Origin of the sequence: Nonomuraea sp. NPDC005501, assembly GCF_040605905.1 — a bacterium.
GTDB lineage: Bacteria > Actinomycetota > Actinomycetes > Streptosporangiales > Streptosporangiaceae > Nonomuraea.
This window is the reverse complement of record NZ_JBEXDT010000002.1, coordinates 153,815-180,353: the sequence shown is the minus strand read 5'-3', so window position 1 is coordinate 180,353 and position 26,539 is coordinate 153,815. Positions and strand designations below refer to the sequence as shown.

Genomic DNA, 26,539 nt, shown 5'->3' with positions numbered 1-26,539 from the left:
AGCGGCTCAGTAACCTGGTCGGGTGGCTGACATCGTGATTCCCGCTGACATCAAGCCCGCCGACGGCCGTTTCGGCTGCGGGCCCTCGAAGGTACGCACCGAGCAGCTGGCCGCCCTCGCCTCCGCCGGGGCGAGCGTCATGGGCACCTCCCACCGCCAGAAGCCGGTCAAGGAGCTGGTCGGCCGCGTGCGCTCCGGGCTGGCCGACCTGTTCTCGCTGCCCGAGGGTTACCAGGTCGTCCTGGGCAACGGCGGCACCACCGCGTTCTGGGACATCGCCTCCTTCGGGCTGATCCGCGACCGCTCCCAGCACCTGTCGTTCGGCGAGTTCTCCTCCAAGTTCGCCACCGTCGCCCGCAAGGCGCCGTGGCTGGGCGAGCCGTCGGTGATCAAGTCCGAGGTCGGCACCCACCCGACGCCGGTCGCCGAGGACGGCGTCGACGTCTACGCGCTCACCCACAACGAGACCTCGACCGGCGTCGCCATGCCGATCCGGCGCGTCGGCTCCGACGACTCGCTCGTGCTCGTGGACGCCACCTCCGGCGCGGGCGGCCTGCCCGTGTCGATCGAGGAGACCGACGTCTACTACTTCGCGCCGCAGAAGAGCTTCGCCTCCGACGGCGGCCTGTGGATCGCGCTGATGTCGCCGCGCGCGCTGGCCCGCGTCGAGGAGATCGCCGCCACGGACCGCTACGTGCCGGAGTTCTTCAGCCTGCCGGTCGCCATCGACAACTCCGCGAAGGACCAGACCTACAACACCCCGGCCGTGGCCACGCTGTTCCTGCTGGCCGACCAGCTCGACTGGATGAACGGCAACGGCGGCCTGGCCTGGACGACCGCCCGCACGGCCGACTCGGCGCAGCGCCTCTACTCCTGGGCCGAGAAGGCGTCGTTCGCGACGCCGTTCGCCGCGCCGGAGTTCCGCTCGCAGGTGGTCGGAACGATCGACTTCTCCGACGACGTGGACGCGGCGGCGGTGGCCAAGGTGCTGCGCGCCAACGGCATCGTCGACACCGAGCCGTACCGCAAGCTGGGCCGCAACCAGCTGCGCGTGGCGATGTTCCCGGCGATCGACCCGGCCGACGTCGAGGCGCTGACCGCGTGCATCGACTACGTGGTCGAGCGCGTCTGACCTGATCCGCGCGACGAGATCCGGCGCCGGTGAATCTCCGGCGCCGGGTCGGGTCACCGCTTGAGGCGCAGCAACCAGGCCGCCACGACGCCGCCGATCAGGCCGAACAGGTGGCCCTGCCACGAGATGCCCTGCTGGTTGGGCAGCAGCCCCCACAGGATCGAGTAGTACGCGGCGGCCACGCCGATGCCGAGGACGATGTCGAGGACGCGGCGGTCGAACAGCCCGCGGCACACGACGTACCCGAAGTAGCCGAAGACCAGCCCGCTGGCGCCCACCGTGATGATGTCCGGGCTGGTGAGCCAGGTGCCGAGGCCGCCGATGAGGATGATGAGCGCGCTGGCGGCCAGGAACTTGCCGAGGCCGCGCACGGCGGCCAGGAAGCCGAGCACGAGCAGCGGCAGCGAGTTGGCCATGAGATGGCCGAAGCCGACGTGCAGGAACGGCGCGAACAGGATGCCGACGAGCCCCTCGGGCTCCCATCCGACGATCCCGTACTGGTCGAGGCTGCCGTTCGCCAGGTAGTCGACGATCTCGACGCCCCACATCACGCCGAGGATCAGCACCATCACGACGAGGGCGCTGAGCGCGCCGGTCAGCAACGTGCCCGCTCCACGCTTGACCGACTCGTACCTCGACCCGGAATAGCCGCTCATACGTCCTCCCGCTTAGACGCCCTCTCTTTTACCGTACGCAGGGCGTGTCATGCGCGCGTGAAGAAAGAAACCCCCTCCCCGTGGAGGGGAGGGGGCGGACGGACGGGCTACTCGCCCTTCCACTGGGGGGCGCGCTTCTCGGCGAAGGCCGCCGCGCCCTCCATGGCGTCCTTGGAGCCGAACACCGGGTTGATGATCTCGCCCTGGCGGCGGAACATCTCCTCCAGCGGCCAGTCCGCCGACTCGATGATCACCTTTTTGGTCGCCGCGAGGGCCAGCGGCGCGTTGGCCGCGATCTTGCGGGCCAGCTCCAGCGCCCCCTCCAGGGCCGCGCCGGGCTCGGTGATCCGGTTGACCAGGCCCAGCTCGTACAGGCGCGAGGCCGGGTAGTGGTCGCCGGTCAGGGCGATCTCCATGGCCACGTGGTACGGGATGCGGCGCGGCAGCCGCATGATGCCGCCCGCGCCGGCCACCAGCCCGCGCCTGGGCTCCGGCAGGCCGAACGTCGCCTCCGAGGAGGCCACGATCACGTCGCAGGACAGCGCCAGCTCGAAGCCGCCCGCCAGCGCGTACCCCTCGACCGCCGCCACCAGCGGCTTACGCGGCGGCGCCTCGGTGAGGCCGCCGAACCCACGCCCCTCGACCACGGGGAAGTCGCCGGCCAGGAAGCCCTTGAGGTCCATGCCGGCGCTGAAGGTGCCGCCCGCGCCGGTCAGGACGTAGGCGGACACGTCGGGGCGGCCGTCGAGGGCGTCCAGCGCCTCGGCGATGCCCCGGGCCACCGCGCCGTTGATCGCGTTGCGCGCCTTCGGGCGGTTGATCGTGAGCACGGCGACGCCGCCGGACTCCTCGACGAGGACGTCGTCAGACACGGGACCTCACTTGGGCTGGAAGCGGATGCCGCCGTCGAAGCGGATGACCTCGGCGTTCATGTAGTCGTTCTCGATGAGCGAGCGGACCAGGTGGGCGAACTCGCCGGCCTGCCCCATGCGCTTGGGGAAGACGACGGGCGCGACGAGCTTGGCCTTGAACTCGTCGGCGTTGGGGTTGAAGCCGTAGATGGGGGTGTCGATGATGCCGGGGCAGATCGTGTTGACCCGGACGCCGATGGCGGCGAGGTCACGGGCGGCGGGGACGGTCATGCCGACGATGCCGCCCTTCGAGGCGGAGTAGGCGAGCTGGCCGGTCTGCCCCTCCAGGGCCGCGACGGACGCGGTGTTGACGACCACGCCGCGCTGGCCGTCGGCGTCCACCGGCTCCGTCCTGGCGATGGCGGCGGCGCCGATGCGCATGAGGTTGAACGTGCCGATCAGGTTGACCTCGATGACCTTGCGGTAGGAGGCCGCGCTGTGGGGGGCGCCGTCGCGGTTGACCGTGCGCTCGGCCCAGCCGATGCCCGCGCTGTTGACCACGACGCGCAGCGGCTTGCCGGTGCCGACGGCGGCGTCCACGGCGGCCTGCACCTGGTCCTCGTCCGACACATCGGTCCGGACGAAGACGCCGCCGAGCTCGTCGGCGACGGCCTTGCCGCGCTCCTCGTTCAGGTCGGCGACGACGACGGTCGCGCCGTGCCGCGCCAGCTCACGGGCGGTGGCCTCACCGAGACCGCTGGCGCCGCCGGAGATGATTGCTGCAGATCCGTTCACGTCCATATCGGGGACCTTAACCCGCCGACCGAATGAAGTTCTACTCGGGGTGGGTTAAATCTCACCCACGGCGCTGTCGACGTCGGAGTACACCTTGATGCGGCGGTCGAGGCCCGTCGTGCGCAGGATCCGCGCCACGGGCGCCTGGGGGGCCGCCAGCGACACCCCGCCGCCCTCCCCGGTCGCCAGCCGCCACGCCTCGATCAGCACCGACAGGCCGCTGGAGTCCATGAACGAGAGCTGCTGGAGATCGAGGACGAGCCGGGCGCTGTCCTGCTTGATGGCGTCGCGCACCTCGTCCCGGAGGAACGGAGCCGTGAAAAGGTCGAGCTCACCCTCCACGGCCACCACCACGGCGTCACCCAGGGCGTGTCGCGCAAGCCGCAGCTTCATTGGGCCCCTCCTCGATGAGCCACTGTACTTCGACTGGAGGTGCTGTGGCGCGGCTCAGGCCGGCTCGGCCGGAGCTGGAATGGCGAAGCCGTACGGGAGCTCCAGCCGGTGGGCGGCGAGCAGTTCGGCGTCCGAGAGCAGCTCGCGCGTGGGCCCGTCGGCGGCGATCACCCCGTCGGAGAGGATCAGCGAGCGTTCGCACAGCTCCAGCGCGTACGGCAGGTCGTGCGTGACCATGAGGACGGTCACGTCGAGCGAGCGCAGGATCTCGGCGAGCTCCCTGCGGGCGGCCGGGTCCAGGTTGGACGACGGCTCGTCCAGCACCAGGATCTCCGGCTCCATCGCCAGCACGGTCGCCACGGCCACCCTGCGGCGCTGGCCGAAGGACAGGTGGTGCGGCGGCCGGTCGATGGCCTCCAGCATGCCGACCCGGTCCAGCGCGCCCCTGACCGCGCGCTCCAGCGCCTCGCCGGTCAGCCCCATGTTGGCCGGGCCGAAGGCCACGTCGTCGCGGACGGTCGGCATGAACAGCTGGTCGTCGGGGTCCTGGAAGACCAGGCCGACGCGGCGACGGACGTCCTTGAGCGTGTCCTTGCGCACGGGCGTGCCGGCCACGGCGACCGTGCCGTGCCCGGGGGTCAGGATGCCGTTGAGGTGCATGACGAGCGTGGTCTTGCCCGCGCCGTTCGGGCCGAGCAGCGCCACCCGCTCGCCCCGGCCGATCGTCAGGTCCACGCCGAACAGGGCCTGCGTGCCGTCCGGGTAGGCGTAGGCCAGCCGGCTGACTTCGAGAGAGTTCACGATCACAGGGACAGTCCCAACACCGCCAGAGCCGAAACCGGCAGCAGGAGTGCGGTCCCCCACTGCGCGGCCGACGCCGAGACCTCGCCGATCATCGGCATACGGCCGGAGTAGCCGCGGCTCAGCATCGCCAGGTGCACTCTCTCACCCCGCTCGTACGAGCGGATGAACAGGGCCCCCGCCGAGCGGGCGATCACGGGGATCTGCCGGACGTCCCGGGCCTCGAAGCCGCGCGACTCGCGGGCCACCCGCATCCGCCGCATCTCGTCCAGGATCACGTCGAGGTAGCGCAGCATGAACATGGCGATCTGCACCAGCAGCGACGGCACGCGCAGCCGCTGCGCCCCCAGCAGGATCACCCGGGGCTCGGTCGTGGCCGCCAGCAGGATGGAGGCGATGACGCCCAGCGTGGCCTTGGCCAGGATGTTCCACGCCGCCCACAGCCCCGGCACGCTCAGCGAGAGGCCGAGCACCGTGGTCCGCTCCCCCAGGCCGATCACGGGGATGAGGAAGGCGAACAGCACGAACGGCAGCTCGATCGCCATCCGCCGCAGCACGTGCCCCGGCGGCACCCGGGCGGCCCAGGCGACCGCCGCCAGCATCACTGCGTACAGGCCGAACGCCCAGAACCGCTCGCGCGGCGTGGCCACCACGACCACGGCGAAGGCGAAGACGGCGAGCAGCTTGCACTGCGGCGGCAGCCGGTGGACCACCGAACCGCCCGGCAGGTAGAGCTGGTGGTGGTGCCCCGCGCCCATCCGTACTCCGCGCCTTCCCTAGATGTGGACCTTGTCCTGCCCGCGGGCCTGCTCGCCCGCGGACCGGCCGCGGGCCACGTAGGCGACGGCCCCGGCGACGAGCAGCACGATGCCGACGCCGATGACCCCGGCGACGCCCACGGGGATGCCGCCCACCTCACCGTAGTCCCCCAGCGGCGACCAGCTCATCAGGTGGTCGGTCGCCTGGTCGAGGAAGCCCTTGTTCTCGGCGACCGCCTCCAGGCCGTCCGGGCTGGAGGAGGCGAAGAACGACACCACGCCCGCCAGCAGCAGCGTCAGGCCGACCCCGCCGAGCAGGAACGGTCGCGGCCGCACTCCCGAGGGCGCCGGCCGGGCCGGCTCCACCGTCGTGGCGCCGTCGGCGCCGCGCAGCACCAGCGACGTGGCCAGCCCGCGCGCCCCGTACACCAGGTCGGGGCGGACCGCGAGGACCGCGCCGACCGTGAACGCGGTGATCACGGCCTCGCCGATGCCGATGAGCACGTGGACGCCGCCCATGGCGGCGGCCACGGCCGTCACCTCGATCGGCGCCGTGCCGCCGATCCAGAACAGCAGCGTGAACACCAGCGCCGCGGCGGGCACCGAGACCAGCGCGGCGAGGAACGCGGCGGCCGTCACCCCACCCTTGCCCCGGACGAGCTGGGTGATCAACCGGAAGACGCCCCAGCCCACGAGCACGGTGACGATGCCCATGATGGTGATGTTGATGCCCAGCGCCGTGAGCCCGCCGTCGGCGAAGAACACGCCCTGGACGAGCAGGACCACGGCCATGCACAACACCCCTGTGTAGGGGCCGACGAGTATCGCCGCCAGCGCGCCTCCGAGCAGGTGCCCGCTGGTGCCGGCCGCGACCGGGAAGTTCAGCATCTGCACGGCGAAGACGAACGCGGCGACGAGCCCCGCCATGGGAGCGGTGCGGTCGTCCAGCTCGCGCCGGGCTCCGCGCAGGCACACCGCCACGCCGGCCGCCGCCACGGCTCCGGCGGAGACGGACACGGCCGCGTCGAAGAAGCCATCGGGTACGTGCACGGCACATCCTTCAGCTAGGGCGTCACAACATGCCCTACTTTAGGACATTCCCTTGCACCTGCACATAGGTAGCAATTACGGCAGGATTCTCTGAAGCACGGTACGTGCGGTGAGCTTCCGGACGACGGCGCTCAACCGCCCCTTGCCCGGCGTCGCGTACGGCCGCACGCTGCGGAACACGGCCCCGCCCCACAGGCGGCGCGGCGCGGCCACCGTCTCGGCGTCGATCTCGACCCGGAACCGTGCGGGGGGCCCGCCCACCACGACCTCCAGGTAGGCGTCCCAGGTGCCGGGCGTCAGCCGGCCGATCGCGGGCCGGGCCGTGAACCCGCCGTCCGGCAGCGGCACCACCCGCTCGGCCCGCTCGGCGCCGCTGCGCCGCTCCCGCCAGATCAGCCGGCGCAGCGCCGACGCGGCGGGCGCCGAACCGCCGACCGTGACCTCGCCGTCCATGGCCAGCCGGTTGCCCAGCGCCCATCGGGTACGGGTGACCCGCACACAGCCCGGCACGGTCATCAGGTGCCCGCCGACGTCCACGCTGAGGTTGCCGTTGTCCTTGGTGAAGTACGGGATGACGACGGCCTCGCCGACGAGCCGGGCGGCGGGGCGGGCGACGTCCTCGTCACGGTCGGCCCCCAGCCGGCCCGTCCGGAGCACGCTCTCCAGCTCGATGGCGATCCGCGCGTCCCAGATGCCGGAGCCCAGCTCCGACACGTCCACGCGGGCCGTGAACCGGTCCCCCTCGCACGCGGCCGGCACGACCAGCTCCCGCCCCGCGTCGTGCCGCTCACGCAGCACCAGTGACATCGTGTACGGCAGGTGGACCCCGTCGAGCCCGGCCGTGCCCGCGACCACGAGCAGGCCGTCCTCCCAGCGCAGCGCGGTCAGCCGGCGGCGGACGGCGGCGGCCTCGATGTCGGCCAGCCGCCCCAGCCGGTCGACGTCGTCGAGGGAGGCGATCCGCTGGCGGCCCATGCGGCCGAGCCGCGCGTGGACCCCCGGCGTCAGCCACTCGTCGCACAGCGCCGCGACCTCCTGCGCGATGTCCTTGCGCCGCACCTGGCCGGACTCCAGGAACGGCACACCGAGCTGGGCCAGCACGTCGAGCTTGAAGTGCCGCAGCAGCAGGTGGTCGCGCAGCGGGCCGGGAGGGACGTGCTCCAGCATGAGCTGGACCGGCCCGCGGATCATGGCGAGCCAGCCCAGCGGATCGCGGCTGCCGGACTGCTGCATGATGCTGCTGCCGTCGGAGCGGGCGACCAGGTGGTAGCAGTCGTGCTCGGCGACCACGGAGATCACCCCGGCGTGGCAGTAGGCGTGGACGGTGAAGTAGATGTCCTCGCCCACGAGCAGGCTCTCCGCGAAGCGGATGCGGTGGCGTTCGAGCATGTCCCGGCGGAACAGCTTGAAGCACGACAGGCTGTTGTAGACCGCGCTGGCGCCCAGGTCGGCGTGCTCGGCGTCGCGGGCGAACATCGAGACCGGGGCCCGGCGGCCGTGGCCGACCATCTTGCCGAGCACGATGTCGGAGCCGTTGCGGTCGGCCATGGCGACCATGCGCTCCAGCGCCTCGGGCCCGAGGTAGTCGTCGGCGTCGCAGAAGAAGACGTAGCGGCCGGTGGCGTGGTCGAGGCCGACGTTGCGCGGGCGCCCGGCCCCTCCTCCCGCGCCCTCCAGGCGCACGATCCTGACGCTGGCCCTGTGGTAGGCGGCGTAGAGGTCGAGCAGCTCCGCGCTGCCGTCGGTCGAGCCGTCGTCGACGACGACGATCTCCTTGCGCACCCGCTGAACCAGGACCGAGGTCAGGCACCGGTCCAGGTACGGCCGGCAGTCGCGGGCCGGGATGACGATGCTGACGTCCACCGTCTCCTCGTCCTTCGCCGATGTCGTGATAGCCACAGCCGCGCCCCTCGCCGCTACAGTCCGCCTCCACCTCGTTTCAGTATGTGACGAAGGCCGGTGGGCGCGTGGGGCGATCGGCCGACTTCGCCGCACGCTTTTTTCCCGTCCCCTCCCGACTCCGACAATTCTTCCCCTATTCCAGAAAAGCCCCGGCAATAGTGCTAATCGGTCACTATTTGTCAGCACCGAATTACTTTCAGGAAGGGGTTTCTCCACCGTGGGTAGAGAACTTTCCCACCGGTAGGAGTGCCGTACCCCAGGGCCTTCCGCGGTGATCCGCCGCACCCTTTCACGCGTCTACGCTTAGGCAATCTCGACCGGGGAGGTGGCGGGAGTGGCATCTGATCTCCGCAGACACGGGGAAACCGGCTCGGCGGTGCGCGCCGCGGAGCTGATCGTCTCCTCGGCGCGCCTGAGGGAGCTCTCCGAGTGCTCGGCAGTGCTCCGCAGGACACGGCTGCGGGCCGAAGAGATCATGGAGGAGACGCGCGCGCTTCTCACGGAGGCCGAGCTGCGGGGCGACCTCGACCGGATCGTCGCGCTCGCCGCCCAGCTCGACGAGGCGCGCCAGGCCTACTGCAAGGTCGTCAACGCGTACGTGACGATCTGCCGCAGGATCAGCGAGGAACGCCAGGAGATCATCCGGACCCGGATGGAGGTTGTCAGGCATCGCCTGACGGATTAGTGTCAGGACATGCCTGACTGGAAAGAGAACCTCCGCTGTTCGTTCTGCCACAAGCAGAGCGCGGACGTCGCGAAGCTCATCGCGGGCCCAGGCGTCCACATCTGCGACGAGTGCGTCGGCCTCTGCTCCGAGATCCTGGAGCAGGAGCGGCTCGCCGCCTCCACCGAGCCGCGCCTGCCCATGTGGGAGACCATGACCGAGGAGCAGATCCTCGACCATCTCCCCAAGATCGCCGCGGTGCAGGTCCAGGTCGACGACAACCTGCACGACTGGGTACGGCACCTGCGCACGCGGGACGTGAGCTGGGAGCGCATCGGGGCCTCACTGGGCATGACCCGGCAGTCCGCATGGGAGCGGTTCCGGGAGTGACGCCTTCCGGGTCCACCCGGGGCGGGGTTTCGCTGGGACCGATATCCGCGGAGCGGTAAACCGGTGTGACCGGTGGGGCGTCCTCCTCTCAGAGGAGGCCCGCCATGAGCGTCCTTGACGGCCTCGCGGCGCCGGATCTTGAGGAGCTCCGCCTGGAGCTGCTCCTGATCGCGGCGTTGCACGACGAGGCAGAGCGACTGGCCGCCCTCCGCGTGGAGGCGGAGCGGACCGTCGCTGAATGAACGGGCTCCAGCTCCCCGGCCGCACCCGGGGAGCTGGAGTTGGGGCCCATCGCCGGGCCTTTCACCCCACCCTGCCGCGAGCGCGGAACGCGGCCGTCTTCACCCGGTTCTGGCACGCCGTCGAGCAGAACCGGCGGGTGCCGTTGCGCGAGACGTCCACGTACACCCGGTCGCAGTGCGGCGCCGTGCAGACGCCGAGGCGGTCGGCGAACTCCCCGCCCAGGACGACCGCCAGCGCGGTGGCGCAGCTCGCCCCCCAGTCGCCGGCCATGGTGCCGCCGGGGCCGTGGAAGTGCAGGTGCCAGGGCTCGCCGTCGTGCCGTTCGAGCATGGGGCGGGCGCGGGTGTCGTGGAGCACGGCGTTGACCTGGAGGGCCGCCGTGTCCATGTCGTCACGCGCGACCGCCTCGAACACCACGCGCAGCCGCCCCGCGATCTCCACCAGCTCCCGCGCCTCCTCCGCGGCCACCTCGCGATGGCCCGGGTACGCGGAGCGGAGGGTCTCGGTGGCGGTGACGGCGAGGTCGCCCGGGGGCGCGACGGCACGCCCGCGGCTCTCGCCGGGCGTCAGCCCGTTCACCAGCGCCACCGCGACACGGACCACGGCATCGGTGTGACTGTTGAAGTTCAATTGACCAGTTACGCCTTCGTGCTCTAGCTTGTGACTGCCGAAAGCCTACTCGACAGTTACGTACTCGACAGTGACAGGGAGACGATTGTGCTCACCCACGATGCCGCACGGGAGTGGATCGCGCGCTGGGACCGGCAGCAGGAGGGCTACCTGCCCGACCGCGAGGAGCGGTTCAAAGTGCTGATCGACGCCGTCGAGGCCGCCGGCCGCCCCGACCCCCTCGTGCTCGACCTCGGCTGCGGCCCCGGCTCGCTGTCCGCCCGCCTGGTCGACCGGCTGCCCAAGGCCACGGTCATCCCCGTCGACGCCGACCCACTGCTCATCGGGCTCGGCCGGGCCGCGTACCCGGAGCTCCCGTTCGTCTCCCTCGACCTGCGCACCCCCGGCTGGACCGCCTCGCTCGGCCTCGACCGGCCGGTCGACGTGGCCGTGAGCACCACCGCGCTGCACTGGATCTCCGAGCCGGACCTGCGCCGCGTGTACGCCGAGCTGGCCTCCGTGATGCGGCCCGGCGGGCTCCTGCTCAACGGCGACCACTTCGACTCCGACGACGCCACCCCCGCCCTGTCCCGGCTGGAGCGGGCCGTGCACGACCGGGAGACCGAGCGGGTCTTCGCCGGCAAGGAGCCCGAGGACTGGCGGAGCTGGTGGGACGCGGTCACCGCGGACCCGGACTTCGCCGAGCTGGACGCCGCCCGCACCACGGCCGGCGCCGACCATCACGGCTCGGAGTCGCACCTGCTGTCGCAGCACGTCACGGCGCTGCGGGAGGCGGGGTTCGCGGAGGTCGGCACGCTGTGGCAGCGCGGCAACAACCGCCTCCTGTGCGCGGTCCGCGGCTGACGCCCCCGCTCTACGCCCGTACCGTCGAACGCGACCTCACCGGGAGCCGGCCCCGGCCGCGGGAGTCGCGGCCGGTTCGGAGCCCGTACGACGGGAGACGGCGACCCCCGCCAGGCAGAGCGCCCCGCCGGCCAGGGTGATGATCCCGGGCACCTCCCCCAGCGCCACCCAGGACATCAGCACGACCAGCATCGGCACCACGTAGGTGGTCGCCCCCATCTTCCCGGCCGTCGTCCGCGCCAGGGCGAACGCCCAGGTGGTGAACGCCAGCGCGGTCGGGAACACACCCAGGTACACCATGTTGAGCGTCGCGGACAGCGGAGCCCGGGCCGCCTCGCTCACGAGTACGCCCGCGAAGGGAAGGCAGGCGACGGCGCCCACGAGACACCCGTAGAAGGTGACCTGCAACGCGCCGGCGTGCTTCAACGCCGGCTTCTGCGCCACGACGCCCCCGGCGTACGACACGGCGGCCAGCAGGCACAGCACCACCCCGAGCACGGAGGCGTGCCCGGACCCGGACCCGGACACCGAGACCCCCACGACGACCGCCCCCGCGAACGACACCCCCATCCCGGCCAGCAGCCGCCGCGGCAGCCCCTCGCCCAGCAGCCACCCGCCCAGCAGCGCCATGAGGATCGGCCCGACGTTGACCAACATGGCCGCCGTGCCCGCGTCGACCTCCCGCTCACCCCAGTTCAGGGCCACCATGTACGCGCCGAACCACAGCACGCCGGAGCAGAGGATGCCCGGCCACGCGGCCCGCGCCGGCCATCCCACCCGCCGCACCAGACAGATGACCCCCAGCACCAGAACCCCGGCGAGCAGCCGCCCGAGGGCCAGCGCGCCCGGGGAGTACGCGGCGCCGGCGCTGCGGATGGACACGAAGGCGGAGGCCCACAGCACGACGGTGACACCGGCCGCCGCGACCGCTGCCCACGGGGATTCGGAGGAGGTTCTCATGGCCCCCACGTTAGGGCCGGAATCCTTCGCTACTGACCGAAATGTCCCTTGAGTTGAGCACGGCGAACCACTCAGTCACCCACGTCGGCCAAGTACTCCGCGCTGACGGTGCGCAACTCGCTCCCCACGGTGAGGGCGTCGTGAACCGTCAGACTCCCCGAGTCGACCTCGACCAGCCGATGCCCGACCTTGGCGAACAGCACCATCCTGCCCTCCGTCTCGTGCCGCCAGAGCCAACGGTCCGCCGCGAGTCTTCGACAGCCGGGTTCGGCGTCGTTGCTGTTCCACACCTCGCAGGCGTGGCGCGGATCGTCGTCGTCGGTGATGCGGACGAACACGTCGGCGTCGTTCCCACGACCCTTGGCGTAGGAGAGCTCCAGGACGTCCTCGGCGAGGATCAGCGCCCTGACCAGCCTGCGGCCGGGGACCACAGCGGGCACCGCCAGGGGTACGGACTCACGGAGGTGGTCGATGTACGCGGTCCGCTGCTGCCGCTGCCGGGTCTCCGCCCGCCGTTCCTCGACCACCGGTATCGTGACCACGCATGCGCACACCATCCCAGCGGCGATCACGCGTGGCGCCAGTGACGTGGTCCCCGTCAGTCGTGCGGCGCCCGCGTAGCTCACAACGGCGAGCCCGGCGATTCCGAGGAGAACCATCCTCGGGCTCGCGAGGGGCACAGCCAGTGCCGCCGCCTGGCTGAGCACCCACAACAGCACGGGCGCGAGCAGCGCGGTGCGCAGCGGGCTCGGGATTCGCGCCAGTCTCGCGAGCAGCCATCCAACGGGGAAGATCAGCGCTATGGCCAGAATCACGCCCGGCATGGCCACGTAGCCGTCAAGGTCCTCGTCGAACAGGCGCGACACCGGGTATCCCAGCCCAAGTCCCAGCGGCAACCCGATGACGGCCCCCCGCGCAATGTCCTCAGCCATGCGAGCGTCGTCACGCCTTTCCGTTGGTCGCGCACCACCCGGTCCACGTGGTGGCGCCCTTGCCGAGCTGCTTGTTGTAGAAGGAGGTCCAGGAGTTCTCGCTCGGGCCGGGGGCGGCGGGGGCGGTCCTGTAGAGCGGGTAGGCGGCGTCGATCTCCGCGCGCAGCCACGGCTCGATGTCGAGGTAGGAGCCCAGCGACCAGCTGCGGGCGTGGTAGGTGAGCTGCCCGCGGACGTCGGTCTCCGGCAGGCACATGAACGGTGCCCACGGGCTCGTCCTCGACCAGCTGATCTTGGTCTTCATCGCGCCCTTGGGGACCGAGCCGGCGACCGTGCGGGCCGCGACCTCGCGGTCGTCGACGTAGAAGTCGAACATCTCCTGAGCCGCGTAGACGCCGTTCACCAGGCCGAACGGCTCGCCCAGGGTGGTCCTGAGGTCCGTGCGGACCGGGATGTCGCTCGTCCACTCGGTCTCGTCGTACATCTGCCGCAGCGGCGGGCCGGCGTAGGAGGAGGTGACGTTGAACGGCCCGAAGTTCACGGCGTCGTTGTTGATGGGGACGACCGGGTAGGTCTTGAGGTCGATCGGGTTCTTCCACTCCCGCACGATCTTCGTGGGGTCGGCGGGGTCGGTGTAGAAGACGATCTCGCGCGAGAGCTGGTAGAGCTGCGTCGTGCCGGGAACCCGGTACAGCCGCCGGATGTTGTAGCCCTCGATGTTGAACAGTTTCTGACCATGACGCAGCTGCGGGTCGTAGGCGTTGCCCTCGATGTTGGCGTAAACGGATCCCGAGATCCGGAACACCATGTCCCGCCCGTCCGGCCGCCCATTGGTCTGCAACGACAGCATCCCGCTCTTGTCCGTGACCGTTCGGTAGACCGGCCCCGGATAGGTGGGATCGTCCGTCACGTCGTCGGCCGCCGCTCCGGGAACGGCGACGGTCACCAGCAGCGCGGCAAGGGCTGCGGACAGGGTCGAACCACGGCGCTTGAACAAGAGTGCTCCCGCGATGCTCAGGGGGTACAGAGACCAGCCTGATCATTTCAGCCGACGAGCCACACCGCATCACACCCGTTCGTGATCATTCTGAGTTACCCGGCGACAGGGAATCTGCGAGAATTCCGCGACAGAACACGCAGGACGGGAGGCCGGGTGTCGAACAGGGCGCTGACCCACGCATTCCACGTGGACGTCGCCCCGGAGAAGGTGTTCGAGCACCTCACGACTCCGGAGAGCTACATCGGCCTGTCCCCTCTCGTGGTCGCCGTCAGCGATGTGGACCGCTCCGAGCCCGCCGTGATCCGGTACACAGCGGTCGAGCGCTTCCGGTTCCTCCGGATCTTCACGTACGACAACCCGATCAGGGTGGCACTCCACACCGACGGCCTGTCCGTCCACGGCGAGGTGCGGAGCCCGGGACGCATTCGCATGGCCTACCGCTTCGACCTTGAGCCGGACGGCACCGGCACCCGGGTGAGCGACCGGCTCGAACTGACGGCTCCGTGGCTCCTGGCGGGGTTCGCCGCGGGGCAGGCGCGCAAGGTCCAGCTCGCGCGCGCCCGGATCCTGACGGAACGGTTGTCCCACCACCTCTGAGGGCACCGCTCACGCCCCATGTACGCTGGTCGGCAGGCGGGTGACGCCGAGATCGGGCGTCGCCCGGCTCACGTCCGCAACGCTGTGAGACCGCGTACGGCACGGCGCCGCGTATCTGGACGCCGTTGCCCTTCTCCCTCCGGACCGGAAAGGCCGGAAAGGCCGGAAAGGCCGGAGCCTGGCCCTGCCGAAGGGGAGACGATGAGGACCATCGACGACGACATGCGCCTGATCGTGGACAGCGCGCGGCTGTCCTTCGTGGCCACCGTGTGCCCCGACGGCTCGCCCAATCTCTCCCCCAAGGGCTCGATGCGCGTGTACGACGACGAGCACATCGCGTTCATGGACATCGCGTCCCCGACCACGGTCGCCAACCTGGAACGCGATCCACGCATCGAGATCAACTCGATCGACTTCTTCCGCAGGCGGGGCTACCGGTTCAAGGGCACCGCGGAGTTCCGCGACCCGGGCGACCCCGTGTACGAGTGGCTGCACCTCTGGCTGCTCAACCTGAACGGTCCCGGCTACCCCGCCCATCGCGTGATCCTGGTGCACGTGGAGAGCGCGCTGCCGATCCTGTCTCCGGCCTACACCTTCGGCGGCGCCGCCGAGGACGATCTCAGGCAGGCGTGGGCGCGGACGTACCTCTCCGACCTGGAAGAGGAACGATGAGCGACCGGGGGACCATGACCGCGGCGTACATCACGCGGCCCGGTCCCGCGGAGGAGATCCGGATCGGCCGGCTCCCCGTGCCCGAGCCCGGCCCGTCGGAGGTCCTGGTGAAGGCGCTGGCCCTCGCCGTCGACCACGTCGACACCTTCGTCCGCTCCGGCGCCTACCGGACCCGCCTGCCGTACCCGTTCGTCATCGGGCGTGACCTGGTGGGCAGCGTGGTCACGGCGGCGCCGGGGTTCGCCCCCGGCGACCTGGTGTGGTGCAACAGCCTGGGGCACGACGGCCGCCAGGGGTCCTTCGCCGAGTACGCCGCCGTACCCGCCGACCGGCTCTACCACCTGCCTGGCGGCGTTGATCCGGAGACCGCGGTCGCCGCCCTGCACACCGCGGCCACCGCGCACCTCGGCCTGTTCGAGGAGGCCGGCCTGCGGATCGGGGAGACGATCGTCGTGGGCGGCGCGGGCGGCGGGGTGGGCACGGCCACCGTCCAGCTCGCCGCCGCCGCGGGGGCGCGCGTCATCGCGACCGCGCGCGGGGACGACTTCGACTGGTGCCGGCGGTGCGGCGCCGACGAGGTCGTCGACTACCACGACCCGGACATGTACGCCGAGATCGCCAAACTCGCTCCCAACGGGGTCGACGTGCTCTGGGACAACTCCGGCCGGCACCACCTGGAACAGACCGTCCCCCTACTCGCCACCGGCGGCCGAATGATCATCATGGCCGGTCTCGGCGCCGCCCCCGTGCTCCCCGTCGGGCAGCTCTACACGCGCAACGCCAGTCTCCGCGGCTTCGCGATCAGCAACGCCACCGTGACCGAGCTCGCGTCGGCGGCCACGGCGATCAACCACCTCCTGGCCCGCGGCACCCTGGTCTCCCGGATCGGGACACGGCTGCCGCTCAGCGAGGCCGCCCGGTCCCACCTCCTCCAGGAGAGCACCGACCCTCACCGCCCGCGCGGGCGCATCGTCGTCCTCCCCTGAAGCCGGCCGTTTCCACGGCGCCCGGCTGGCCTCCGAGTCGCATACAGGCCAGTAGTGGAGGAGGCACAGCGAGGAAATCCACCGCCACCCGTCCGTACTATACGGTATGGCACCGTTTCAGTGTATCGTGGGAATTCATCGCCCGAGGAGAGAGATGTCAGCATTCCCCGATCCGGTTTGGCCGCTTGTCGCCCTAGCGATCATCCAGGCCGGTGACGCCGTCATGTGCATCAAACCCGTTCCGTTCATCGCCCAGTGCTTCGAAGACGTGAACTGGCCGCGACGTCACTGGTGGATCATGCCACCGCTGAAGTTCGCCGCCGCGGCCGGACTGATCCTGGGCATCTGGCTGCCGTATCTCGGCGCCGTGACCTGTGCCGCGCTCGTCCTCTACTTCATGGTCGCCATCGCGATGCACATCGCGGCACGAGACTTCGGCCGCAACCTCTTCCTCAACGCCACCGTCATGCTGCTGATCTGCGTCGCGGTCGGCGTCCACAGCTTCGTCGCATGAAGCTCGCATGCGCCTCGGCGAGCGCCGACGCGCCCCATACCCGATGGTATGTTTGTCGGATGAGCACGGCACGGGACCGGTGGCTGAACGAAGGCCTGAAAGTCCTCGCGGAAGAAGGCGCAGCCGGGATTCGAATCGACCGGATCGCCGCTCGGCTCAACCTGTCGAAAGGGTCGTTCCACCATCACTTCGATGGCGCCGAGGGGTACAAGAAAGCGCTTCTGGCCCATTTCGAGCGACTGTCCGTCGAAACGCTCGAAAACGCAATCGCCGATATCGGCGAGTCGGCCGGTGCCCGTGCGACCCTCGCGCGACTGACGAAACTCGTCCGCCCTGGCGGCACAGGACTCTATCGTCCGGAACTCGACATCGCGCTGCGGGCGTGGGCGACATGGGACGCGGATGTGCGTGCCGTGCAGACCCGCCTTGACGAGGCCAGACTGTCCGCACTCCAGCGGGTGTGGCGATCAGCCGTCGCCAGTGACGAGGAGGCGCGGACGGCGGCCCTGTTGCCCTACCTGCTCGCGGTCGGAGCAACCGTCGTCTTTCCTCCAGTCGACGCTGACCAGCTTCGCGACCTCTATGAGATCCTCCTGCCACTCGTACCGGACGACTCCGGCCAGGCGGGGAATGGCACGACGCCACCTCCGTGACGTAGCCGTACGGCAGCCTCGAACTCCTGGGCTTCCTGCGCCTGACCGCCGGCACGCAGACCTACGCTGGGGTCATGCCGCCGTGTCTCGACGTCTACGTCTGGGTTCCGGAGCGCAACCCCGAGGTCCTCGGGCGATTCATCGACAGCTATGTCAATGTGGACGACCCAGGCGACGAGCGGCTCCAGTCTTTCGTCCGGGTTCATGTCCTGGGCACCGCGAATGACGCGGACGAGAAAGCCCTCGACGGCGGAGCCGACACTTTCACGCTCTACCTCAGGGCTCGCGACCACTACCAGGCGATCATCACGTTCACCCGCGACGGAGCGACCGTCCTCGGCCTCAGCGTCGACGCCCCCGACGACCTGCCGGAAACGCTCAGGCAGGCCGATCAGCTCGCAGAACAACTTCGGCGGCAGTTCTCGGCCCCGGCCGGACGTGCGGGAGTCGAACTGCCTCCGGCCGGCGACAGCTCCGAATGGTACGAAGAAGCACTCGTGCTGTTTCGTACGGGCGAACTCCCCACGTCTTCATCGGACGCCCCGTCGTCTGATCCGTAGGGCTTGGCGGACGGCTCCCACGTCGACCTGAGCAGCATGCGCAGACGGCCACTGCCCTGTTGAGCGGGTCAGCGTTGCCGCACAGCGGAACATCAGCCCGCAGGTTCGCGGTGAGGGCCGACCAAGTCGGTCCGCGGCAGTCGATCGCCCCAAGCACTACGGCGAGCGCGGAAGTCAGCGATCGGTGTTGAGTCGGAACCGCAGTCCCGGCTTGTGGGGACGCCGAGTTGGGCGTACGGCCGGACGTGACCGATCGTGCCCGACCGCTCCTCACCCGTGCTGCGGGGAGGGCGACCGGCGCGCGGCCACGGAAGCCATCTCCAACGCTCTCCGGTGCGGACAGGCCCCAGTGGCTTCCAAGGTGGCTCCCGAAGGTGCCCAAGACACCGGTTGAAGAGCGGAAAGCAGAAGGCCCCTGACGGCGTGATGCCTGCTCAAGGGCCTTTCGCTTGCAGAGGCGACGAGGGGAATCGAACCCCTGACCTTCTGTTTGCAAGGGCAGGGCAGAAGCCCTGTTGATGCGCTGCTGGCCTGCTCAAGTGGTGATCGTCAACGGTCGGGATGCGGTCCGGTGAGACAGCGTTGCTGTACGCGCTGCTGTACAGCAGGAGAGAAGCGTTCCCAGCGCCGACCGACCCTTGCACCGTAGGGCGAGCGAGCCGCATGGGCACAAGTGGCCCCCCTCATCGTGAGTCAGCCGTTGGTCAACCGCAGGTCGCCTGCCCAACTCTCTGCGACCACACTCCCCCGATCGAACACGAACTCCGCTCCCACCCGCTCGGTACCGTCCACACCGCCGCCGAACCGCTCAACAACACGGATGAGCCGTTCGCCGATGTGCCGTACGAAAGGAACGTCATCCGGGGCGGAGACCACATCGACGCGGCTGCCCAGCTCTTCCATCACGTAGCTCCGCCCTGGCTCGTCTGGCTCGATCACAAACGACCAGTCGGAAGCGACTCCGATGCCAATGATCACAGATTCCAAGCGAAGCCACACATCGATGACCTCAGGGGCGTTAGCTCCATGCACGAACTGGGCGACCACCACTCCGATCAGACGCTTGTCCGCCAGATTCGCAAGATCCATGGAATCCGCCACCTTGCTTCAAGCTCAGTCCCGGGGGATCTCCGCCAGGGTACGCTGTACGGAGCTGCTCCATAGAGATCGAAAAAGGCCCCTTCCACACCTCGGAAGGGGCCTTCTACCTGCGAGCCGACGAGGGGAATCGAACCCCTGACCTTCTGTTTACAAGGGCAGGGCAAGCGCCTGGTGGATCACGCTCAGGGATATCCGAGCAACAGGTCCAGTCCGTCTTCATGTGATCAGGTAAGTCGGCGTTGCTGTACGGGTTGCTGTACAGCAACCGTCACCCGTCGGCGTTCTCAGGAGGGGCGGGCTGCTGCACGTAGGTGCCCTTGCCATGAACGCTCCGGACGAGGCCACGCTCGCGTAGCTCCTTCATCGCACGGCGAACGGTCATTCTGGCTATGCCGTACTGCTCCGCGAGGTCCGGTTCCGAAGGAAGCCGCTGCCCAGCTGAACCATCGTGGTCAACGCACTAGCGAGGGTAGGCGAGCGAGTGCGTCGCCTCAAGCCAGTCAGCGGCGATGTCCGTCCCCGTGATCCGGCCGATCAGCGTCAGGACGGAGCTGATGCTCTCGCCCTCGTCCACGCGATCCTCGATGACGTCGTCGCCGCTGGTCTGGAAGCGCAGCCCTTCCATGAGGTGGTCGAGCGCGTGCGGATCGCTCCCGTGCACGGGGTCGGGCCAGGTGGGCTGGAAGGCGACAACCACCTCCCCGTCCTTCAGATACTTGAAATGGTCATGGCCGCCCATATCCATACTGAAGCAGAGCGCCTCCCGCCCGCCCGCCGTCAACGGCAGCAGGAAATCGTCGTCGGTCGGCCCTGGAATGATGCAGGTCCACCCTCCGGCCTCGCCCACCCAGGTGGGCCCGCCTTCCTCACTGTTGTCGAGCAATTCGTTCAGGTGGCTCGGCGTGCTGGTGACGAGGTCCAGGGAGAAGGCCTCGGCGACGGCGTCGCGATCCATTCCTTTGACCCAGAGGGCGCTGAATCCCAGCGTCCAGAGGTCCATCTCGTCATCGAGTCCCTCGGTGAAGATGGTCGAGACTAGGAGATCGTGCAGGTGCGTCGGCGACTGCATGCTCACCTTCCGATGGTGGAGGAGCCGGGAGAGGGCGAGGCCCTCTCCCGGCTATGACGTTATGACGGTGGTGCGCCGTTGCGGATTCTGACCCAGAAGGCATTGGACGGCCAGTTGCCCGCGCCGCCTTCAAGCTGGCCAGAGGTGAAGACACGGTAGCGGGCGTAGAAGGCCGCCAGGTCGCGTCCTGCAGCTTGGTTGTGGTCGGTGCTCACCTGACGAAGTGAGGCGTTGAAGGTGGGCGTCCAGACGTTGTTGATGAGCTGGCCTTCGACACCGATCGCCTGGTTGGTGGAGGCGAACGGATACTCGTCGCACTGCTTGCCCGGGCCGGCCCCGGGGAGGTTGGGGCAGTACCAGGTCATCTGCGTGCGGTTCTTCGAGTTGAGGAGAGGGCCGTCGGGTGCGCGCCCGTTTCTCGCCCGCCTGGTCAGGGGCGGTCTGGGTATCACGTCATAGTTGCCGGGGAAGCTCTTGGTGATCGGATTGCCGTTCCGGTCCAGCTTCGGATCGGTCGCCTGCGGGTTTTGGAAGGCGTCCCTGATGTGCCTCGCCACCTCACTGAGGAACGGGTCGTCCGCGTACATGGTGTAGACGCGGTCCGCACCCAGAATTCGGCACCCGCCGCGGCCGGAGATGCTCAAAGCCTCAACCTTCCGCCCGCGTGAGGTTATGGAGGCTGGAGGTCCAAGCCGGTCCTGGCGAGGCCTGCTGAGCAGTTGGCGGCGTTACAGTATCCGTTTCAGCCGGCTCTCAACCAGCCCAAATAGCTGATCCAGGTTGAGGACTGCCAAGTTGTTCGGGAATTTCTTCATATACACCCGACCGCTTTAACTTCTGAGAGCCAGTATTACGGGCGAGGTTGTTGCGAAGACCAACAACAGGCCCGATACTTGCTCTGCCAAAACTGCTATCAGGCAGCAAGCCCCACGTGATCAAGCGGGCGAAAGCAGATTCTTTCGGCAACCCGTCCGACCTGGACACCTTCTCGCATCTGTCTCCCTGCTGGCCAGGAAAGCGGGCCTCGGCCACTGGCACCCCCACGAGCTTCGCCACTCCGGCGCATCGCTCATGCTCGCCGAAGGCACCCCGCTGCACGTCGTGTCCGAAGTGCTCCGCCACGCCAGCATCTCGATCACGAAGGACGTCTACGGCCACCTGCTGGAGGGCGACCGGCGCGCGGCCACGGAGGCCATCTCCAGCGCTCTCCTGGGCAAACAGGCCCCGGTGGCTCCCAAGGTGGCTCCCGAAGACGCCGAAGACACCGGTTGAAGATCGGAAAGCAGAAGGCCCCTGACGGCGTAATGCCTGTTCAGGGGCCTTTCTGACGCAGAGCCGACGAGGGGAATCGAACCCCTGACCTTCTGTTTACAAGACAGATGCTCTGCCGATTGAGCTACGTCGGCGCGGCCTACCAGTGTAGGGCCTAGCGACGCCTGTGACGAGCGACTTCGTACAGTGCCACGCCGGCCGCCACCCCCGCGTTGAGGGACTCCGCCGCCGCGTGCATCGGGATGCGGGCCACCACGTCGCAGTGCTCGCGCACCAGGCGGGACAAACCCTTGCCCTCCGAGCCGACGACGATCACGAGGGGCTCCGTCAGCAGGTCGACGTCGCCGATGTCGGTGCGGCCCTCGCCGTCCAGGCCGATCACGAACAGGCCGGCGTCGCGGTACTCGCGGAGCGCGGCGGTGAGGTTGGCGGAGCGGGCGACGCGGAGGTTGGCGAGCGTACCCGCGGACGTCTTCCAGGCGCCGCCGGTGACGCCCGCCGAGCGGCGCGAGGGGACGAGGAGCCCGTGTGCGCCGAAGGCGGTGGCCGAGCGGGCGATGGCGCCGAGGTTGCGGGGGTCCGTGACGCTGTCGAGTGCGACGATCAGCGGCGGCTCGGCCGCGTCGTGCGCCAGGTCGACGAGCTCCGACGGGTGCGCATAGTCGTAGGCCGGGATCTGCAGCGCGATCCCCTGGTGTACGGCCCCCTCGGTGAGACGGTCCAGCTTGTCGCGGGTGGACTCCAGCAGGGCGATGCCACGCTCGGTCGCGATCTTGATGGAGTCGCGGACGCGGTCGTCGTTGTCGATGCGCTGCGCGACGTACAGGGCGTTGGCCGGCACTCCGGCCGACAGCGCCTCGAGTACGGGGTTGCGTCCGCCGATGTACTCGGGGGCGTCCTCGGCACGCCTCTGACGCGCCTGCGCCGGACGCCGGGCGCCACCGCCCCGATCCTCGCGGGCGACGCGCTCGGATCGCGCCTTGTCCTTGTACCAGTGGCGCATCTCGGCGGGCGGGGTCGCGCCCCGGCCCTCAAGACCCCGGCGGACCTGCCCGCCGGTGCCCTTGGACGGGCCCTTCTTCTTCGCGGGCCTGCCCGACGCCCTACCACCAGCTGCCATGCCTCCAAGGGTACTGGCGGGCGCCACCCACTCATGCCCGCCAAGGGCTGGGATCCGGGTACCGATCTGGTCGCGTGGCCGCTCCGCCCCTGTCCCCGAACCTGTCGCAGCAGGGCCCGCCGGCGCCCCGGCAAGGCGGCGGCTCACGTCACAAGCGTCAAGCCTGGTGCGCCGCTTCCCGCGATTCCGGTCGTGGGAGGTGGAACAGCGAGTGCAGCCGGCCCAGCGCCTTCATGTCGCCCGACACCCGTATGTCCCTGTCCTTGATCCCGTCCGCGAGCGTCCTCTCCCCCGCGGCCAGCTCCACCAGCGTCTCGTCGTCCATCTCGATCACGGCGTCCGGCTGCTGCGCCGCCCCCAACACAGTCTCGATCGTCCCGTCGTCCACCCGCGCGTAGAAGACCTCGTCGGCGATCCGGAACTCGTACACCGCCCGCACGCCTGACGCCGCCTCCGCGTCGAAGCAGGCCCGCAGTCCCAGCACGGCCCAGCCGGCCCGGAACGCCTCGTCCTCCCGGCGCTCCCCCATGGCCCACTTCATCCCCCACCGCGCCAGCGCCATGACCGCGGGGCCCAGCTCCGTGCCCGCCCGTGTCAGGGCGTACGCGGGAGTGCGGGCGGGCGGCGGCAGCACGACCTTGCGGACCAGGCCCTCGCGTTCGAGGTGTTTCAGCCGTGCCGCGAGCAGTCCGGTGCCGAGGCCGCGGAGGCTGCTCTGCAGGTCACCGAACCGCTTGGGCCCGGTCAGCAGCTCGCGCACGAGCAGCAGGGTCCATCGCTCCCCTACGAGGTCGAGGGTTCGCGCCGTCGCGCAGTACTGGTTGTACGTCCGCTGGTCCACTTCTCCACTGTAGTCTTCACGCTTCTCGATTCTGAACCTCAGAGATGTCGAGGAGGAAGCGGGCCACGGCTTCCGGAAGTGCCAGCATCACGTTGTGCGGCCCGTCCACGGGGACCGTCCGATAGCCCACCTTCTCGGCCAGCTCGTCGAAGGGCATGGTTCGGGGCCGGCAGTAGAGGGCGGTGCCGGGGATCCGGTCCACGGCTCCGGTGAGGGTGGTGGTGTCGGTGAACGTCCGGAGGGGGTGGGGGCGCAGGCGGGGCCGCAGCCACTCCGCGTCGTCGGGGTCGTCGATGCCGAACGCCCCCGGTGCCGGTGCGGGCACCAGCCCCTTCTCGTCCGCGGCGGCCCTGATCCGGCTGACGAACGCCTCGGGCGCCAGGGTGAACATCCCCGCCCCGTCCGGCCCGGCCCAGCCGTCGATCAGGGCGACGTGCCCAACGCGTTCGGGACTGCGGTCGGCCGCCTGCCGTACGACCAGGCCCGCGTAGCTGTGGCCGGCGAGCACGACCGGCTCGCCCACGGCGTCGAGCGCGGCGACGACGGTCTCCACGTGGTCGCGTAGACCGGTCTCGGGTGTGGCGGCGAGGTCGGGCGTCACGGTACGGGCGCCGGCCCTTTCGAGCAGGGGGACGACACGGTCCCATGCCGAGGGGCCGTGCCAGGCGCCGGGGACGAGGACGAACGTGGTCATGATTGTGCTCCGTTTCGTAGCAGGGGCAGGGTCCGGGCGGCGAACTCCTCCAGCGCCGCGCGGTGGTCGTCCACGGCAAGCCGGATCACCACGTGCCGCGCCCCTGCGGCCGCGTATCCCCGGAGCCACCCGGCGGCGTCCGCCGCTGTTCCGGCGAACATGGCCTGGATCCCCTCGACGACCTCCAAGGGGGCGTTGTAGTAGCGCTCGACGCTGGTACGGAGGCGGGACCGGGCCCGCTCGGGGTCGTCGTCCAGGCAGATCGTGGCGTACAGGGCAGGTGTCGGGCCCGGACTCCGAGCGCCCCCGTCAGCGGTGGTGCGGGAGGGCTTGATGCCGCCATCGGTCCGGCGACGCGGGGAGCAGTCGCCGCTCGCCCCGTCGGTGCGGGAGGCTGTGTCGGCTCGACAGGACCCGCCAGGGTTGTCGGTGACCTCCGCGCTGCCGTGGGCGGCGGCGGTACGCAGGATGGAGGTCCATTCGTCGGCGTACGTCTGATGGTCGGGTGGGTAGGGGAGCCAGCCGTCCGCCAGCCTGGCCACACGGCGCAGGGTCGCATCAGAACCGCCTCCGGCGAGCCAGATCGGCGGACCTCCGCGTTGTGCGGGTTCCGGAGCGAGGCGTACGTCGTGGAAGGCGAAGTGCGTTCCCTGGAACGACACCTCCTCCTCACTCCAGAGGCGGCGCATCGCGGCGATCGACTCCTCCATGCGGCTGACCCGGCCTCTGAACCCGACGCCGACCGCCTCGAACTGGGCCTCCGTCTTCGGGTGCGGGAAACCGGCGCCCATGCCCGCCACCAGTCGCCCCCCGGACATGCGGTCCAGCGTGGCCAGCTGGTGGGCCAGCAGGATCGGATGCCGCAAGGCAGGCAGCAGGACCGCCGTGCCGAGCGTGACGCGTTCGGTGAGGGCCGCCGCGGCGGCCAGCACCAGCAGCGGATCGGAACGTGGACGTGTCACCGGGCTGTCACCCGCCCAGACGGAGTCGAACCCGCGATCCTCCGCGAGCCGCGCCTGACCGATCAGGGATGGGAGGTCGCGATCGCCCATGACGACCCAGTCACGGGTCGGCAGCAGGTAGCCGATCCGTAACTCGGCACCTGGGCCCTTCTCGGGTGCTGCTTCGTCCATGCGTTTCCCCTCGCTCTCATGTCGGGCGGCTCAAGAACCGGAGACGACTTGATCGTAAACGATTGACTTCCTGATTTTGAAGTATACGGTTCACAATCAGGTATAGGGAAGACTTCGGACCGGAGGACTGACATGGTTGAGCCGCTCTACACCGCCAAGGCCAACGTCACCGGCGGGCGCGCCAACGGGCACGGCAGGACCAGCGACGGGATGCTGGACGTGGTGCTTCGCCAGCCCGAGGAGCTGGGCGGGGACGGCGACGGGACCAATCCCGAGCAGCTGTTCGCGGTCGGGTACGCGGCCTGCTTCTCAACCGTCGTGAGCATGCTCGGGCGACGCGAGCGGGTCGACACGGGCGACGTCGCGGTGGACTCGTCGGTGATGCTCATCCCGAACGCCGACGGCACGTTCCGGCTCGGCGTGGAGCTGGCGGTCACGCTGCCGTCCGTGACGGACCCGGCCAAGGCAGTCGAGCTCGTCAGGACGGCGCACCTGGTGTGCCCGTACTCGAACGCGACGCGGGGGAACATCGACGTGGCACTGAGCGCCAACGGGATCGCCGTGTAAGGGGTTCCGGGCGCGGGGCGCGCTTCCGTCCTTACCCGGGGCCGTGGGGACCCTTACCCGGACTGTGGGGACGGTGCCCGCTTGCGGTGCAGGTCGCCGTCTGTGTCGGCGTCGGTGCCTGTGTCGGCGTCGGCGTCGGCGTCGGTGTCGGGGTCGGCGTCGGCGTCGGCGTCGGCGTCGGCGTCGGCGTCGGGGTCGGGGTCGGGGCCAGTGGGAACAAACTGCAGGTCACGGACCGTTTCAGAAAGAAGCCACGTCAGGTCGGGCGTCACCAGGACCGCCCGGCTCCCCTTCCGAGCCACTCCCTTCACGTCATGTCTGCGGGCTCGCTTCTCGGAACAACTGGGAAGGGCGGGAATGGCGCAGTACGTGCGCGGCACCGTCAGGCGCCGCGGGTATGCGGATGTGGGTCAGCGGGAGAGCTGACAACTGCTGGGCTGACAACTGCTCGGCTTCCGGTCAAGGCCGCCGTCACTGACAGAAAAGTGCCACAGCTCCGCGGCAAGCCGTGACCGGTGGGCTCCGTGCTCATGGCGCCCACAAGCTCAAGGCCAAGCCAGGACGCCGCTGACGAGTAAGCCGGCGGCTGCTCAATGCGGAGATTGCGCCGGAATCGCACCTCACGCCGCGGAATCGAATCGCGTCAGTCCCACGTACGCGCATCACCACGCGCCAACGGCGGGGAACCCGCCAGATATTGCGAAATCTTCACTCATCCCACTCCGAGCAGGAGGAGTCGGCAGACGAGACGAACGGGAAG

General features: G+C 69.7%; 32 protein-coding genes, 1 tRNA gene and 2 pseudogenes. 13 read left to right on the top strand and 22 right to left on the bottom strand.

What is annotated here, in order from left to right; translation table 11 throughout:
- Positions 1–22: 22 nt before the first annotated feature.
- The gene (serC, locus tag ABZS51_RS02905) at positions 23–1,132 is read left to right on the top strand and encodes a phosphoserine transaminase (protein ID WP_355435319.1); all 1,110 of its coding nucleotides are present in this window, start codon (positions 23–25) and stop codon (positions 1,130–1,132) included.
- 53 nt (positions 1,133–1,185) lie between these two features.
- Here the strand turns inward: serC and ABZS51_RS02900 are convergent, their stop codons facing one another.
- The 8 genes from ABZS51_RS02900 to ABZS51_RS02865 form a co-directional block, all read right to left on the bottom strand.
- Positions 1,186–1,788, bottom strand: a complete 603-nt coding sequence (locus tag ABZS51_RS02900) for a rhomboid family intramembrane serine protease (protein ID WP_310706854.1) — start codon at positions 1,786–1,788, stop codon at positions 1,186–1,188.
- Between the two features lie 107 nt (positions 1,789–1,895).
- A complete protein-coding gene (locus ABZS51_RS02895; protein ID WP_355435315.1) occupies positions 1,896–2,660 on the bottom strand; it encodes a crotonase/enoyl-CoA hydratase family protein in 765 nt (254 codons plus the stop codon).
- Between the two features lie 6 nt (positions 2,661–2,666).
- Positions 2,667–3,440, bottom strand: coding sequence for an SDR family NAD(P)-dependent oxidoreductase (locus tag ABZS51_RS02890; RefSeq protein ID WP_310706856.1), 774 nt, complete (start codon positions 3,438–3,440; stop codon positions 2,667–2,669).
- A gap of 48 nt (positions 3,441–3,488) precedes the next feature.
- Positions 3,489–3,827, bottom strand: coding sequence for an STAS domain-containing protein (locus tag ABZS51_RS02885; RefSeq protein ID WP_101785558.1), 339 nt, complete (start codon positions 3,825–3,827; stop codon positions 3,489–3,491).
- 54 nt (positions 3,828–3,881) lie between these two features.
- Positions 3,882–4,631, bottom strand: coding sequence for an ABC transporter ATP-binding protein (locus ABZS51_RS02880; protein ID WP_355435392.1), 750 nt, complete (start codon positions 4,629–4,631; stop codon positions 3,882–3,884).
- A complete protein-coding gene (gene cbiQ / locus ABZS51_RS02875) occupies positions 4,631–5,386 on the bottom strand; it encodes a cobalt ECF transporter T component CbiQ (protein WP_310706857.1) in 756 nt (251 codons plus the stop codon). Before cbiQ ends, ABZS51_RS02880 begins: the two co-directional genes overlap by 1 nt.
- Positions 5,387–5,404: 18 nt before the next feature.
- Entirely contained in the window at positions 5,405–6,436 is a 1,032-nt protein-coding gene (locus ABZS51_RS02870; RefSeq protein ID WP_355435311.1) for an energy-coupling factor ABC transporter permease, read from the bottom strand.
- Positions 6,437–6,511: 75 nt separating this feature from the next.
- Positions 6,512–8,335: a glycosyltransferase family 2 protein gene (locus ABZS51_RS02865; protein ID WP_355435308.1), complete on the bottom strand. Its 1,824-nt coding sequence runs from the start codon at positions 8,333–8,335 to the stop codon at positions 6,512–6,514.
- A 337-nt stretch (positions 8,336–8,672) separates the two neighbouring features.
- Between ABZS51_RS02865 and ABZS51_RS02860 the strand changes: the two genes are divergently transcribed.
- The 3 genes and pseudogenes from ABZS51_RS02860 to ABZS51_RS02850 all read left to right on the top strand — a co-directional run bounded on the left by ABZS51_RS02860 (position 8,673) and on the right by ABZS51_RS02850 (position 9,634).
- A complete protein-coding gene (locus tag ABZS51_RS02860) occupies positions 8,673–9,023 on the top strand; it encodes a hypothetical protein (RefSeq protein ID WP_310706860.1) in 351 nt (116 codons plus the stop codon).
- 9 nt (positions 9,024–9,032) lie between these two features.
- Positions 9,033–9,161, top strand: a pseudogene (locus ABZS51_RS02855) (ClpX C4-type zinc finger protein); the annotation flags it as partial.
- Positions 9,162–9,496: 335 nt separating this feature from the next.
- Positions 9,497–9,634, top strand: a complete 138-nt coding sequence (locus ABZS51_RS02850) for a hypothetical protein (RefSeq protein WP_310706861.1) — start codon at positions 9,497–9,499, stop codon at positions 9,632–9,634.
- A 61-nt stretch (positions 9,635–9,695) separates the two neighbouring features.
- On the opposite strand, the gene ABZS51_RS02845 is transcribed toward ABZS51_RS02850, so the two are convergent.
- A complete protein-coding gene (locus tag ABZS51_RS02845) occupies positions 9,696–10,238 on the bottom strand; it encodes a CGNR zinc finger domain-containing protein (RefSeq protein ID WP_355435304.1) in 543 nt (180 codons plus the stop codon).
- A gap of 114 nt (positions 10,239–10,352) precedes the next feature.
- Between ABZS51_RS02845 and ABZS51_RS02840 the strand changes: the two genes are divergently transcribed.
- The gene (locus ABZS51_RS02840; protein ID WP_355435301.1) at positions 10,353–11,108 is read left to right on the top strand and encodes a class I SAM-dependent methyltransferase; all 756 of its coding nucleotides are present in this window, start codon (positions 10,353–10,355) and stop codon (positions 11,106–11,108) included.
- 36 nt (positions 11,109–11,144) lie between these two features.
- On the opposite strand, the gene ABZS51_RS02835 is transcribed toward ABZS51_RS02840, so the two are convergent.
- The 3 genes from ABZS51_RS02835 to ABZS51_RS02825 form a co-directional block, all read right to left on the bottom strand.
- Complete coding sequence (locus tag ABZS51_RS02835; RefSeq protein ID WP_355435298.1) at positions 11,145–12,068, bottom strand: DMT family transporter; 924 nt, start codon at positions 12,066–12,068, stop codon at positions 11,145–11,147.
- A gap of 71 nt (positions 12,069–12,139) precedes the next feature.
- A complete protein-coding gene (locus ABZS51_RS02830; protein ID WP_355435294.1) occupies positions 12,140–13,000 on the bottom strand; it encodes a hypothetical protein in 861 nt (286 codons plus the stop codon).
- Positions 13,001–13,010: 10 nt separating this feature from the next.
- Entirely contained in the window at positions 13,011–13,997 is a 987-nt protein-coding gene (locus tag ABZS51_RS02825) for a DUF1838 family protein (RefSeq protein WP_355435291.1), read from the bottom strand.
- A 156-nt stretch (positions 13,998–14,153) separates the two neighbouring features.
- Between ABZS51_RS02825 and ABZS51_RS02820 the strand changes: the two genes are divergently transcribed.
- The 6 genes from ABZS51_RS02820 (at position 14,154) to ABZS51_RS02795 (ending at position 17,982) form a co-directional block, all read left to right on the top strand.
- Entirely contained in the window at positions 14,154–14,597 is a 444-nt protein-coding gene (locus ABZS51_RS02820; protein WP_355435288.1) for an SRPBCC family protein, read from the top strand.
- 201 nt (positions 14,598–14,798) lie between these two features.
- On the top strand, positions 14,799–15,269 hold the full coding sequence (locus ABZS51_RS02815; protein WP_310706868.1) for a pyridoxamine 5'-phosphate oxidase family protein: 471 nt from the start codon (positions 14,799–14,801) through the stop codon (positions 15,267–15,269).
- Entirely contained in the window at positions 15,266–16,255 is a 990-nt protein-coding gene (locus ABZS51_RS02810) for an NADPH:quinone reductase (protein WP_355435285.1), read from the top strand. The genes ABZS51_RS02815 and ABZS51_RS02810 overlap by 4 nt, the downstream gene beginning before the upstream one ends.
- A 154-nt stretch (positions 16,256–16,409) precedes the next feature.
- On the top strand, positions 16,410–16,769 hold the full coding sequence (locus ABZS51_RS02805; RefSeq protein WP_355435283.1) for a DoxX family protein: 360 nt from the start codon (positions 16,410–16,412) through the stop codon (positions 16,767–16,769).
- 59 nt (positions 16,770–16,828) lie between these two features.
- Positions 16,829–17,422, top strand: coding sequence for a TetR/AcrR family transcriptional regulator (locus ABZS51_RS02800; protein ID WP_355435280.1), 594 nt, complete (start codon positions 16,829–16,831; stop codon positions 17,420–17,422).
- 74 nt (positions 17,423–17,496) lie between these two features.
- A complete protein-coding gene (locus tag ABZS51_RS02795; protein WP_355435277.1) occupies positions 17,497–17,982 on the top strand; it encodes a hypothetical protein in 486 nt (161 codons plus the stop codon).
- A 693-nt stretch (positions 17,983–18,675) separates the two neighbouring features.
- Here the strand turns inward: ABZS51_RS02795 and ABZS51_RS02790 are convergent.
- From ABZS51_RS02790 to ABZS51_RS02775, 4 genes and pseudogenes are all read right to left on the bottom strand, one after another.
- Positions 18,676–19,071 carry a hypothetical protein gene (locus tag ABZS51_RS02790; protein WP_355435274.1) on the bottom strand — a complete coding sequence of 132 codons (396 nt, stop codon included), beginning with the start codon at positions 19,069–19,071 and terminating at the stop codon, positions 18,676–18,678.
- 280 nt (positions 19,072–19,351) lie between these two features.
- Positions 19,352–19,513: pseudogene (locus ABZS51_RS02785) on the bottom strand (GntR family transcriptional regulator); the annotation flags it as partial.
- Positions 19,514–19,543: 30 nt separating this feature from the next.
- Positions 19,544–20,152: a DUF6461 domain-containing protein gene (locus ABZS51_RS02780; RefSeq protein ID WP_355435389.1), complete on the bottom strand. Its 609-nt coding sequence runs from the start codon at positions 20,150–20,152 to the stop codon at positions 19,544–19,546.
- A 59-nt stretch (positions 20,153–20,211) separates the two neighbouring features.
- Complete coding sequence (locus tag ABZS51_RS02775) at positions 20,212–20,796, bottom strand: hypothetical protein (protein ID WP_355435271.1); 585 nt, start codon at positions 20,794–20,796, stop codon at positions 20,212–20,214.
- A gap of 193 nt (positions 20,797–20,989) precedes the next feature.
- Here ABZS51_RS02775 and ABZS51_RS02770 point away from each other — a divergent pair, with 193 nt between their 5' ends.
- On the top strand, positions 20,990–21,424 hold the full coding sequence (locus ABZS51_RS02770) for a tyrosine-type recombinase/integrase (protein ID WP_355435386.1): 435 nt from the start codon (positions 20,990–20,992) through the stop codon (positions 21,422–21,424).
- 61 nt (positions 21,425–21,485) lie between these two features.
- Here the strand turns inward: ABZS51_RS02770 and ABZS51_RS02765 are convergent.
- The 5 genes from ABZS51_RS02765 to ABZS51_RS02745 form a co-directional block, all read right to left on the bottom strand.
- Positions 21,486–21,558: transfer RNA gene (locus ABZS51_RS02765), tRNA-Thr, on the bottom strand.
- A 20-nt stretch (positions 21,559–21,578) separates the two neighbouring features.
- Positions 21,579–22,544 carry a 23S rRNA (guanosine(2251)-2'-O)-methyltransferase RlmB gene (gene rlmB, locus ABZS51_RS02760; RefSeq protein WP_355435268.1) on the bottom strand — a complete coding sequence of 322 codons (966 nt, stop codon included), beginning with the start codon at positions 22,542–22,544 and terminating at the stop codon, positions 21,579–21,581.
- A 157-nt stretch (positions 22,545–22,701) separates the two neighbouring features.
- Positions 22,702–23,385, bottom strand: a complete 684-nt coding sequence (locus tag ABZS51_RS02755) for a winged helix-turn-helix transcriptional regulator (RefSeq protein ID WP_355435265.1) — start codon at positions 23,383–23,385, stop codon at positions 22,702–22,704.
- 16 nt (positions 23,386–23,401) lie between these two features.
- Positions 23,402–24,079: an alpha/beta hydrolase gene (locus ABZS51_RS02750; protein ID WP_355435262.1), complete on the bottom strand. Its 678-nt coding sequence runs from the start codon at positions 24,077–24,079 to the stop codon at positions 23,402–23,404.
- Complete coding sequence (locus ABZS51_RS02745) at positions 24,076–25,212, bottom strand: TIGR03619 family F420-dependent LLM class oxidoreductase (RefSeq protein WP_355435259.1); 1,137 nt, start codon at positions 25,210–25,212, stop codon at positions 24,076–24,078. Before ABZS51_RS02745 ends, ABZS51_RS02750 begins: the two co-directional genes overlap by 4 nt.
- A gap of 132 nt (positions 25,213–25,344) precedes the next feature.
- Here ABZS51_RS02745 and ABZS51_RS02740 point away from each other — a divergent pair, with 132 nt between their 5' ends.
- A complete protein-coding gene (locus tag ABZS51_RS02740) occupies positions 25,345–25,779 on the top strand; it encodes an organic hydroperoxide resistance protein (RefSeq protein WP_355435256.1) in 435 nt (144 codons plus the stop codon).
- Between the two features lie 53 nt (positions 25,780–25,832).
- Here the strand turns inward: ABZS51_RS02740 and ABZS51_RS02735 are convergent, their stop codons facing one another.
- The gene (locus ABZS51_RS02735; RefSeq protein ID WP_355435253.1) at positions 25,833–26,051 is read right to left on the bottom strand and encodes a hypothetical protein; all 219 of its coding nucleotides are present in this window, start codon (positions 26,049–26,051) and stop codon (positions 25,833–25,835) included.
- Positions 26,052–26,539 lie beyond the last annotated feature (488 nt).

Excerpts from the sequence above, each read along its gene's own strand:
- ABZS51_RS02805 (WP_355435283.1), top strand. The coding sequence starts at position 16,410 with ATGTCAGCATTCCCCGATCCGGTTTGGCCGCTTGTCGCCCTAGCGATC.
- ABZS51_RS02740 (WP_355435256.1), top strand. The coding sequence starts at position 25,345 with ATGGTTGAGCCGCTCTACACCGCCAAGGCCAACGTCACCGGCGGGCGC.
- ABZS51_RS02810 (WP_355435285.1), top strand. The coding sequence starts at position 15,266 with ATGAGCGACCGGGGGACCATGACCGCGGCGTACATCACGCGGCCCGGT.
- cbiQ (WP_310706857.1), bottom strand. The coding sequence starts at position 5,386 with ATGGGCGCGGGGCACCACCACCAGCTCTACCTGCCGGGCGGTTCGGTG.
- ABZS51_RS02790 (WP_355435274.1), bottom strand. The coding sequence starts at position 19,071 with ATGGATCTTGCGAATCTGGCGGACAAGCGTCTGATCGGAGTGGTGGTC.
- ABZS51_RS02835 (WP_355435298.1), bottom strand. The coding sequence starts at position 12,068 with ATGAGAACCTCCTCCGAATCCCCGTGGGCAGCGGTCGCGGCGGCCGGT.
- ABZS51_RS02815 (WP_310706868.1), top strand. The coding sequence starts at position 14,799 with ATGAGGACCATCGACGACGACATGCGCCTGATCGTGGACAGCGCGCGG.
- ABZS51_RS02830 (WP_355435294.1), bottom strand. The coding sequence starts at position 13,000 with ATGGCTGAGGACATTGCGCGGGGGGCCGTCATCGGGTTGCCGCTGGGA.
- ABZS51_RS02885 (WP_101785558.1), bottom strand. The coding sequence starts at position 3,827 with ATGAAGCTGCGGCTTGCGCGACACGCCCTGGGTGACGCCGTGGTGGTG.
- ABZS51_RS02900 (WP_310706854.1), bottom strand. The coding sequence starts at position 1,788 with ATGAGCGGCTATTCCGGGTCGAGGTACGAGTCGGTCAAGCGTGGAGCG.
- ABZS51_RS02745 (WP_355435259.1), bottom strand. The coding sequence starts at position 25,212 with ATGGACGAAGCAGCACCCGAGAAGGGCCCAGGTGCCGAGTTACGGATC.
- ABZS51_RS02800 (WP_355435280.1), top strand. The coding sequence starts at position 16,829 with ATGAGCACGGCACGGGACCGGTGGCTGAACGAAGGCCTGAAAGTCCTC.
- ABZS51_RS02850 (WP_310706861.1), top strand. The coding sequence starts at position 9,497 with ATGAGCGTCCTTGACGGCCTCGCGGCGCCGGATCTTGAGGAGCTCCGC.
- ABZS51_RS02890 (WP_310706856.1), bottom strand. The coding sequence starts at position 3,440 with ATGGACGTGAACGGATCTGCAGCAATCATCTCCGGCGGCGCCAGCGGT.
- ABZS51_RS02750 (WP_355435262.1), bottom strand. The coding sequence starts at position 24,079 with ATGACCACGTTCGTCCTCGTCCCCGGCGCCTGGCACGGCCCCTCGGCA.
- ABZS51_RS02795 (WP_355435277.1), top strand. The coding sequence starts at position 17,497 with ATGCCGCCGTGTCTCGACGTCTACGTCTGGGTTCCGGAGCGCAACCCC.
- ABZS51_RS02780 (WP_355435389.1), bottom strand. The coding sequence starts at position 20,152 with ATGCAGTCGCCGACGCACCTGCACGATCTCCTAGTCTCGACCATCTTC.
- rlmB (WP_355435268.1), bottom strand. The coding sequence starts at position 22,544 with ATGGCAGCTGGTGGTAGGGCGTCGGGCAGGCCCGCGAAGAAGAAGGGC.